7 protein-coding genes and 2 pseudogenes are annotated in these 9,814 nt (G+C 69.7%); 2 read left to right on the forward strand and 7 right to left on the reverse strand.

The genetic code is table 11. The features are described from left to right. Nucleotides 1-95: 95 nt before the first annotated feature. Nucleotides 96-470 (forward strand): annotated as a pseudogene (locus ACFWP5_RS49495) (substrate-binding domain-containing protein); the annotation flags it as partial. Between the two features lie 68 nt (nt 471-538). Here ACFWP5_RS49495 and ACFWP5_RS49500 read toward each other — a convergent pair. From ACFWP5_RS49500 to ACFWP5_RS49520, 5 genes are all read right to left on the reverse strand, one after another. After that, nucleotides 539-1,426, reverse strand: a complete 888-nt coding sequence (locus tag ACFWP5_RS49500) for an ATP-binding cassette domain-containing protein (RefSeq protein ID WP_384173043.1) — start codon at nt 1,424-1,426, stop codon at nt 539-541. A 5-nt stretch (nt 1,427-1,431) separates the two neighbouring features. After that, nucleotides 1,432-2,508 carry an ABC transporter permease gene (locus ACFWP5_RS49505; RefSeq protein WP_384173046.1) on the reverse strand — a complete coding sequence of 359 codons (1,077 nt, stop codon included), beginning with the start codon at nt 2,506-2,508 and terminating at the stop codon, nt 1,432-1,434. Continuing rightward, nucleotides 2,508-3,512 carry a sugar ABC transporter substrate-binding protein gene (locus ACFWP5_RS49510; protein WP_384173049.1) on the reverse strand — a complete coding sequence of 335 codons (1,005 nt, stop codon included), beginning with the start codon at nt 3,510-3,512 and terminating at the stop codon, nt 2,508-2,510. Before ACFWP5_RS49510 ends, ACFWP5_RS49505 begins: the two co-directional genes overlap by 1 nt. A gap of 671 nt (nt 3,513-4,183) precedes the next feature. Continuing rightward, a complete protein-coding gene (locus ACFWP5_RS49515; protein WP_384173052.1) occupies nt 4,184-5,611 on the reverse strand; it encodes an amidohydrolase family protein in 1,428 nt (475 codons plus the stop codon). Beyond that, nucleotides 5,608-6,894 (reverse strand): CoA transferase, encoded by a 1,287-nt coding sequence (locus ACFWP5_RS49520; RefSeq protein ID WP_384173055.1) that lies wholly within the window; start codon nt 6,892-6,894, stop codon nt 5,608-5,610. The genes ACFWP5_RS49515 and ACFWP5_RS49520 overlap by 4 nt, the downstream gene beginning before the upstream one ends. A gap of 19 nt (nt 6,895-6,913) precedes the next feature. Between ACFWP5_RS49520 and ACFWP5_RS49525 the strand changes: the two genes are divergently transcribed. Beyond that, a complete protein-coding gene (locus tag ACFWP5_RS49525) occupies nt 6,914-7,984 on the forward strand; it encodes an enoyl-CoA hydratase/isomerase family protein (RefSeq protein WP_384173058.1) in 1,071 nt (356 codons plus the stop codon). Between the two features lie 353 nt (nt 7,985-8,337). Here the strand turns inward: ACFWP5_RS49525 and ACFWP5_RS49530 are convergent, their stop codons facing one another. Next, nucleotides 8,338-9,273 (reverse strand): VOC family protein, encoded by a 936-nt coding sequence (locus ACFWP5_RS49530; protein ID WP_384173061.1) that lies wholly within the window; start codon nt 9,271-9,273, stop codon nt 8,338-8,340. A gap of 111 nt (nt 9,274-9,384) precedes the next feature. After that, nucleotides 9,385-9,814: pseudogene (locus tag ACFWP5_RS49535) on the reverse strand (acetyl-CoA carboxyl transferase); the annotation flags it as partial.

Genomic DNA, 9,814 nt, shown 5'->3' on the forward strand with positions numbered 1-9,814 from the left:
GGATCAGGACGACCCACTTGTCCGAGATTCGGTCGAGCAGCTGTCGGCTGGGGCACCCTGCCAGGAACGCGTTGTACTCCACCTTGGCCTGAGCGGAGCACACGGAGGAGTCGGGCATCGAGGCGGGCCGCCTGTTCCTCGCGGAGCGCGATCGGGGGCAGGCTCTGCCGACGGCGGTCCTCGCGGGCAACGACCGGTGTGCGTGGGGCCTGTTGATGGCCCTGACGCGGACAGGCGTCGATGTCCCGCGTGACGTGTCGATTGTCGGGTACGACGACAGCCACCTCTCCCATCTGATGCCGATCGGCCTGACCACCGTCCGCCAGGACGCGGCTCTGATGGCGGAGCATGCCGTGCGGTTCGCCGTCGAGCGGCTGGAGAATCCGGATCTGGAGGTCCGGGAGGCCGTACTGGATCCGAAGCTCGTGGTACGCGGTACCAGTGACAGGGCACCGGAGACGTCGGTCTGAGACATCGGCGACCAGGGCATGCCCCCAGCAGTTGGGGCTTTCGGCCTTGCCGTGCTGGGGAGCTGCCGCTACAGCGCTGTCAGGTCCTTCGCGTCGGGGAGCTCTTCGACGTCGACGCCGCGGACCTGGGACAACTCGTGCTTGAGCGCGGCGAGTTCGCTGCCGCCGGCCATGTGGTTGGTGAGCTCTTCGAGGGTGATCTCGCTGCGCTCGGCGGAGAGTTCCATCGTGCCCAGGCGCAGCACGCTGAAGTGGTCGCCGACCATGTAGGCGTGGTGCGGGTTGTGGGTGATGAAGATGACGCCGAGACCGCGTTCACGGGCGGCGGCCACGTACTTCAGCACCACACCGGACTGCTTGACACCCAGCGCGGCGGTCGGCTCGTCCAGGATCAGGACGCGGGCGCCGAAGTAGACGGCGCGGGCGATCGCCACACACTGGCGCTGGCCGCCGGAGAGGGTGCCGATGGGCTGGTCCAGGTTGTCCAGGATGATGCCCATGTTGCGCAGCTCTTCGTCCGCGGTCTTCTTCATCCGCTCGATGTCGAGACGGCGCACCGGCCAGGGATCCTTGGTCATCTCCGAGCCGAGGAAGAAGTTGCGCCACACCGGCATCAGCGGCACGACGGCCAGGTCCTGGTAGACCGTGGCGATGCCGCGGTCCAGCGCCTGCCGCGGAGTGGTGAAGTGCACCGGCTCCCCGTCGACGAGGAACTCGCCCTCGGTGTGCTGGTGCAGCCCGGAGATGATCTTGATCAGGGTCGACTTGCCCGCGCCGTTGTCACCCAGCACACAGGTGACCTGGCCCGGGCGGACCGCGAGGTCGACACCGTGCAGGGCACGGACGTTGCCGTACGCCTTGCCCGCGTTGCGCAGCTGGACGATCGGCGCGTCCGCGTCGCTCGGCGCCTTGTCCTCGAGGATCGCGCCGTGAGTGCCGGATTCGTTGCTTGCCATGAAGGTCACCTCCGGGTCGCGGTGCGCTGGACCCACAGATTGATGAGGACGGCGCCCAGCAGCATCACGCCGAGGAACGCCTTGAACCAGTCGGGGTTCCAGCCGGCGTAGACGATGCCCTGCTGCACCATGCCGAACATGAACGCCCCGAACACCGGACCGATCGCCGAACCCGCACCACCCGTCAGCAGACACCCGCCGATGACAGCACAGGAGATGTAGATCAGCTCCTGACCCACACCCTCACCGGACTGCACCGTGTTGAAGGTGAACAACTGGTGCATACCGACGAACCACGCCCCGACGCCGACCAGCATGAACAAGGAGATCTTCGTGAACGCCACGGGCACACCGACGGCCCGCGCCGAGTCCTTGTTCCCACCGACCGCGAAGATCCAGTTGCCGTACTTCGTGCGCAGCAGCACCCAGGTCGCGAGCGCCGCGAACACCAGCCAGTAGATGATGGTGATCTTGATGTTGACGCCGCCGATGTCGAAGGACGTCGCGAAGACCTTCTTGGCCTGGCCGAAGCCGTCCATGTTGCTGATGTCGTCGGTCGCGACGTTCCCGGTGACCAGCTTGGTCACCGCGAGATTGACGCCCTGCAGGATCAGGAAACTGCCCAGGGTGACCAGGAAGCTCGGCAGCCCCGTCTTCACTACCAGCCACCCGTTGAGGAACCCGATCCCCAGCGACACCAGCAGCGCGACGACCACACCCACCCACACGTTCATGGTGAGTTGGTAGCTGAGCATGCTCGCGGTCAGCGCCGAGGTGATCACCCCGACGCCGGCGGAAAGATCGAACTCCCCGCCGATCATCAACAGCGCCACCGGCAACGCCATGATCCCGATCGTCGACGAACTGTAGAGAATGTTCGCCATCGACGAACTGTCCCGCACCGGCGGAGCAGCGACCAGGAAGAACACGTACACCGCCGCCGCACCGAGGAAAACACCCACCTCAGGACGCGCCAACAACCGTAGCGCCAGAGGCCGTTCAGAAGTCCGGCCGTCGGATTCCTTCGGGCCGGGGGCCGGCGGTGAGGTCACCGCCGGCTCGGCATGCCGGGTCATGCTCATCACCGGGTGCCCTTCGCGGCGAACTCGGCGACGCTGGCGACGTTCGTCTTGTCGATGAAGGCCGGTCCAGTGAGGATCGGCGCGGTGCCGCCGCCGCTGAAGTTGCCGTTGGTCTTGTAGAGCCACAGCGAGTCGACCGCCAAGTAGCCCTGGAGGTAAGGCTGTTGGTCGACGGCGAATTCGATCGTGCCGTTCTGGACGGCCTTGACCAGGTCCTTGCTGAGGTCGAAGGTGGCGAGCTTGGCCTTGCTGCCGGAGTCGGACAAGGACTGCACGGCGGTCAGCGCGATCGGGGCGCCCAGGGTGACCACCTGGTCGATGGAAGAGTCCTGCGTGAGCTTGGCGGTGATCGTCGACTTGACGGACGGCATGTCGGTGCCGTTGACGTAGAGGATGTCGGTCTTGCCGGTGAAGCCCTTCTTCAGGCCGGCGCAGCGGGCTTCCAGGGCGACCTGGCCCTGTTCCTGGATGACGCAGAGGGCGTGCTTGGCGCCGAGCTTGTTCAGGCGCTGGCCGAAGGCCTGGCCGGCGATGTTCTCGTCCTGGCCGAAGTACTCCAGCATGCCGAGCTTCTTCCAGTCGCTCACACCGGAGTTGAAACCGACCACGGGGATGCCGGCGGACTTGGCCTTGGCCACCACGTCCTTCATGGCGTCGGGCTTGGCGGCGGTGAGCGCGATGCCGTCGACCTTCTGGTCGATCGCGTTCTGCACGAGGTTGGCCTGGTTGCCGGCGCTGGGGTCGCTGGAGTAGACGAGCTTGACGTTGTCCTTGGCGGCAGCGGCCTGGGCGCCCTTGCGGACCAGGTCCCAGAACGTGTCGCCGGGGGCAGCGTGGGTGATCATGGCGACGGTCATCCGCGGGGTGGTGGCCTTGCCCGCGGAGGCGGCGGCCCCGCCGTCGTCGGACTTCTTGCCGCCCGAGCTGCTGGAACAGCCTGCGGCGAACAGAGTCCCGGCGAGAACCGTGGCGGTGAAAATTGCGGCTCGGTGGTTTCTGCGCATGTCCCTTGCACCTCGCTGTGCTTGTCAGGGTGGAAATTGTGTTGGGCGGAAGCGCGTCCGGCGTCGGCGGCCGATGCATGTTCATCGAGTGGCGACGCGGTGCGCACGTGGTGTGGATGTGCCGTGCGTGGCGGCTCGTTTCTGTGGCGGCCGTAGGTGTGGGCCGCCTGTTCAGCGACTGGAGCGCTTTAGTAGCGCGCTCTAGTTGGAGAGACTATGAGCCCGCCTCTGTGGGGATGTCAACAGGTATGTCAGGACGTACCAACAAAGTGCTCGGAATGAAATTGAGTCGCGGAGCCGGTCACGGGGTGGTTGCACTGACCACATGACTGCCCTGGATGAAGGGCTGATCGACGCAGGACCGACGGCCACGGCTCATGGCCTCCGGATCAGAGGTGTACCCGTGCGGGCGGTCATGTCCGTGTCGGCCATGCTCGTCCCGCGTTCCATCGGAGCGAGGCCTTCGGACGGGACATCGATTTGCCGAGGTCGGTGATGACCCGGTGGGTGCCGTGGACCACGTCCATCGCGCCGCCCATGGGCCCTCCAGCCCGCACCGCACGGGCTCACCAACCCCGAAGCCCCCTCCCTGCCGGCGGTCATCGTCGTCAGCGGGTGGGATCAACCGCAGGACCGCGACGGTCGGCCTTTGTGCGCACCGCGCCGCTGCGTCACACCACCCGACGCCCGCCGACGAGGGTCAGCCGGACGATTCGGGCGTCCAGGCAGTCGAGCGCCGCGTCCAACGAGGTGTGGAGCAGCACCAGATCCGCTCGGGCTCCCACGTGGACGCGGCGCGGCGCATCGCCGGGCCGTCGTCCGGGGGAGAGGTAGCCGTGCAGCGCCTGCGCGGCGGTGAGCCGCTCCTCGGGACCGACGACCATGCCTGAGGGGGTACGTCGCCGTACCGCAGCCCGCATCACGGCCCACGGATCGACCGGCCCATACGGGGCGTCGCTGGACAGTCCCAGAGGAATCCCGGCCGCGTGCAGCGAGGCGCACCGGTACAGATCGTCGTGCTCGGACGCGGGAGTGCCGCGCAGGAAGTCGTCGCCGCGGTCCGCGAGGAAGCCAGGCTGGGTCACCACCCGCAGACCGAGCCGGCGGATGTGGGGAATGACGTCGGTCGGTACGAGGGAGGCGTGTTCCAGGCGGTCTCCGGGCAGGCTGCCGGCCTCCTTGAGCGCGATCAGGAACAGCAGCAGTGACTCCCGGGTCACGCAGTGCACGGCGACCGGCCGACCGGCCCGGTGCGCGGTGGCGACGGCTTCGGCCAACTCGTCGACGGCGGGGAGACCGGAGTCGGCGAGCACGATCTTCCAGGGACCGGCTTCCGGCCGGTTCCGACCGGGGCTGGAGTCCGGGATGCCGTCAGGCCCCGGGGAGCCGCTGAGCGGCGCGCCCAGTAGCAGCACCCGCTGGCGCAGTTCGCCGCTCGCCGCCGCCGCGGAGATCGCCTCGACCGTGCCGGTATCCAGCTCCGGGCTCGCATCGGTGACGGCCGTGATGCCGTATCCGGCCAGCAGCAGGCTCAGTCCGGCCAACGAAGGCGGTTCGCCGCGCGGCAGCCTCGCGCGCAGCCAGGGGTCGGCCCGCCACAGCCGCCCGGTCGGTCGGCCCCCGGTGTCCCGTTCGATACCGGGGTGGTCCCCGCTGCCGAGTCCGACGGCCTCGGCAGCACGGGAGTTGAGCACCCACAGGGCGCCGCTGCGGTGTTGCAGCCGCACCGGAACATCGGCGCGCAGCTGGTCGAGACCGGTCGCGTCCAGATCTCCGGCCGTGGACTCGTGGTAGCGCACGCCTCTGATCCAGCCGTGCTCGTCCGGCCTCGCACGCTGCAACACCCGAGTGAGTCCCGCCCGGTCAGGCGTGGTGGCGGGGTCGCAGGTGACGGACGCCAGATCGGCGGCGGTGGCGAAGAGATGGAGGTGATGATCCGTCAGCCCGGGGAGGAGCGTGCCGCCGTGCGCCTCCACCAGCTCCTCGGCCCGATCCGCACGCTGCAACGACCGCCCCAGCTCCAACACCCGACCGCGCCCGATCCGGACATCGAGCAATTCCCCGTTCACCTCCGCGCCGCGGATCAGCAGGCCGTTCACGGTGCGGCGATCCCGAACTGTCGCAGTACCGCGCCGGTGTCGGCACCCAGTTCGGTCGCGGCGGCCCGCGGGGTCCTCGCGACCGGCGCGAGGACCGGGACCCGTTCCTGCCCGGTGTCCACCGCCCAGCCGGTCCCAGCCCGTCGCACGCTCGTCCCGGGGCCGGTCCCCATTCCTTCGAGGGTCGCCGCCGCGACGTCCGCCATCGCCAGGTCCCACAGCACCCCACCGCCGTTCTCGGGCTCGGACAGGGCAAGCGTGGCGGCGGTCAGACCTGTGAGCGGGTCGGCGATCGCGTCCCCGCAGAAGACCGGCAGACCTCGCTCGTCGCACGCCAGCAGGCCGCTCGCGGCGGCCACGTCGTCGCCGAAGCCGACTCTGTCCGAGGCCCGGCCGTGAGCGGTGATCGACACCCAGGTACAGCCGCGCTCCACCTCGGCCAGGGCGTCCAGTCCGAACCCGGCCAGCGCGCGGGGGCGGGACGCCTCGATGACGATGTCCGCCCTGCGTACCAGCGCGTGCAGTGCGGCGCGCCCTGCGGGGTCCGCCGGGTCGAGTGCGACCGATCGGTGGCCGCCGTGCAGCAGGTCGTAGAAGGGCCGGTTGCCCTGCCGGGCGCCGTCCGGACGGGAAGGGACCTCGACCTTCACCACGTCCGCGCCCGCGAGACCGAGCAGGTGGGCGCACAGCGGACCGGCCCACAGCGCGCTGAAGTCCACCACCAGCAGCTGTTCCACCGAGCGCGGCCTGCCTGGCTGCGGCGGCTCGGTGCAACGGCCCGTGCTGCCTGCGCTGCCCCCCTGCCGTCCGGGTGCCGTGACCGACCCCGCAGCCAGGCTCAACAGCGTTGCCCGCTCGTCCAGTTGGGCCCCGCTGTGCACGGCAAGCCAGGCGGCCAGCCGCTGCGGCAACAGCTCGTCGAGGTCATGGCTGATCAGCGCGCTCCACAACAGCGGGTCGTCCGGGCGGGCGGACGACACCGCCGCCCAGCCGTCCAGCGTCGGCAGCAGTCGGCAACTGCCGCCGATGGACAGCCGTCCCCGGCGGCTCCCGCCGGTGAGCGCAGCGCGCTCGGACAGCAGCCGCGGCCCGTTGATCCGGACGGGATGCCGGGAGCCCCTGGTGGCCAGCTCGACGCGGTCGGCCATCCGGTCCGCCCAGGAGGCGGCGGCACCCGCGGGTACGATCGGCGGGCCGGTACTGTGGCCGGTCAGCGGCAGGACCCCGCTCCGCGCCCAGTCGCGCGCGGTCTCGGCGGAGGAGCCTGGGGACCAAGTGACCATGTCAGGATGCTAGGCCAGGATGATGTTGACTCGCAGTGCGCTCTCTGTGGCGGACCTGGCCGCAGGGGCGGCCCACGCAGATCTGCTCGCCGAGGGCGGCGCCGTCGTCGACCCGTTGCTGCTGGTCGACCTGGACCGTCCCTTCGGCAGTACGGCCGTCCTCCGACGCGCCGTGGAGCGGGCCCAGGAGTGCGACCGCCTGCTCATCGGTGTCACCCGCGCCGCCGCGCCCTCGGCCGCGCTGACCGAGGCGCTGGACCTGACGCTGGCACCGGCCGACAGCGGGGATCGCCGTCTGGTCGCCGCCGAGGATCCTGACGGCGTGGCCCGGGTGCTGTACGGTCACGCGCTCGGCAACCCGGAGGCGGCCGTCGTCCTTGGCCAGGTCCTGCGGCTCGGAGAGCGACTCGCCGTGAACCAGGCGCTGGACGCGGAGTCGCTCGCCTACTCCACGCTGCTTGCCGGCGGAGGATTCGCCCGCTGGCTTGCGGCCCGCGGCGACCGGCCGGTGCCTCCGCCCGCAAGAGACGAGACCGTGCTGGTCCGCCGTGACGACGGCACCCTTCACCTCACGCTGAATCGGCCCGAGCGGCGCAACGCCTACGGTCGGGAGCTCCGGGACGCACTCGTCGCGGCCCTGGACGTCGCCAGGCTCGACGCGACGGTGACCGAGGTCGTCCTGGACGGGAACGGCCCCTCCTTCTGCTCGGGCGGAGACCTCGGAGAGTTCGGGGTCGCAGCCGATCTGGTGACGGCGCACCTGGTACGCACCCGTGGTGGCGCGGCCCGGTCGGTGCACGAGCTGCGGGACCGGATCACGGTGCGGATGCACGGCACCTGTGTCGGCGCCGGGATCGAGCTGCCCGCCTTCGCCTCTCGGATCGTCGCCGACCCCGGCACGGTCTTCCGGCTGCCGGAGCTGGGCATGGGACTGATCCCGGGCGCGGGCGGCACGGTGAGCATCCCACGCCGTATCGGCCGCTGGCGCACGCTGTACATGGTGCTCAGCGGCAGCCCGCTCACCGCCGGGCAGGCACGGCGCTGGGGTCTGGTCGACGAGGTGGAGCCGGTCGGTCCTCCGGCCGCCTGAGTGCCGGGCCCGCAGCTTTTCCCATGCCGTTGCCGAGCCGACAGGCAGCTCACCTCGACAGCGGTGGTCCTGGCGGAGGCGTCGCAGTGGCGGCGCGGATCCGCGTGGATGCGTAGGGGAACGCGCTGAAGTCACAGGCGGCAGCCGGGAGTTCGGCATCCCAGTGGGCGGATGCCGGGCATGCCGACGACCGCCTCGGAGACCTCGTGCTCTCGAATTTGCGGACAAGGTGCGTCGGCGGACCAGAGGGCGCCCGCGTTGGCGGACTCCTCGATGTGCCGCGCACGCCGCGCGACCCGTGCCCGGTGCCGGTCGGACCGGTACCGGGCACGGGCCGCGGCGGCGCGTTGCGGTCAGGAGGCGAAGGGATCGCCGGGGATCTCCTCGGTGGTGAAGAAGATCGGGGCCCCGTACGAGTCCTCGATGTCGGTGACCACGAGGTCCTCACGGAGCCTCTCGGTGCGGATGTTCTTACGCTTCAGCCAGCTCTCGACCGAGTCGAGGTCCGTCACCTTGAACCGGAGGCTGTAGATCATGTTGCCCCACTTCGCCACATGGCGGCCCAGGTCGGAGTGGTCCTCCAGCGGCTGCGCCAACTGGAGCAGGCAGTCGCCGAGTTGCACCGTCTGGAAACGGGCCCGCAGGGCGTCGTCGATCCCCTGCTGGACCGGGACGGCCTCCATCACGTCGACATAGGTACTGACCGCCGACTCCAGGTCGCGCACACCGAGTGTGACGTAGGAGAAACGCTCGATCGTGAGCGGGTGGGACCGCCACATCTTCACCTGGGACGACCAGGTCTCCAGGTCGCGCGGGTCGTTGGGCATGTCGATCCGGCACATCTCGACCATCAGACCGGCGGTGTCGCGCGGGCTCGGGTAGAAGTACTGCGTCTCCGGGTCGAGCTTCTCGATCTTCCCGCCGCCCGGCGCGCCGATGTACACACCCTTGGCCAGCAGCCGCTCCGCGAGCCCCGGCAGGTCGTCGACTTTGTAGCCGACGGAGTGCAGGTGCTCGCCGAACTTGTTGTAGAACTTACCGACCGGCTTGGCGCCGTCGGCCGGCAGTGCGGGCGCCATGGTCTCGATGCACACGTCACTGACCATGAACAGGCCGGCGTACCGGTCCTCGATCGGCAGATAGTTGGCCTCGTCGACGCCGAGGAAGTGGAGCCCGCCGAACACGTCCTCATAGAAGCGGTTCAGCTTCTCCACGTCGTCCGACATGTGGATGACGTGGATCATCTGACCGATGCCGTGGCTGCCGGTCGTCTTGGCGATCTTCTGCATGGAGGGACTCCTCTTCCGAATCGGTTGGTATCACTTGCTGGTGCCTCGCCCGACGGGTCGCCGTTCCGGCACCGCCGCCTTCTGCTGCCGCCGCCGACGTCCGGTGTGCGTTCAACCGGCCAGGAGGGCGCGGGCGGTCGCCTTGTCGGCTCGGCTGTCGCGTTCGCCAGGTGTGGCGGACGCCAGAGCGTCGAGCAGTGCTCCGCGCACGGCGTCCACGTTCTCGGGCACGACGCGGTCGACAACTCCCCGGTGCAGCAGCTCGACGGACGTCATCTTCAGGGCGCGGGTCAACTCGGGCGCCCGCCCGGCATCGCGGTAGAGGATCGCCGCGCCCGCTTCCGGGCCGATGACCGAGAAGACCGAGCCCTGGAGCAGGAGGAAACGGTCGGTGTGAGCAAGCGCCATGGCACCGCCGCTGCCGCCCTCGCCGACGCACAGGCACACGCTCACGGATGCCAGCTGCGCCATCGCCAGGAAGGTGCGGGCGATCTCGCCCGCCACGCCCGCCGCCTCCGACTCCGGCGACGGGTCCGCCCCC

This window comes from Streptomyces sp. NPDC058469, from assembly GCF_042721125.1.
Taxonomy (GTDB): domain Bacteria; phylum Actinomycetota; class Actinomycetes; order Streptomycetales; family Streptomycetaceae; genus Streptomyces.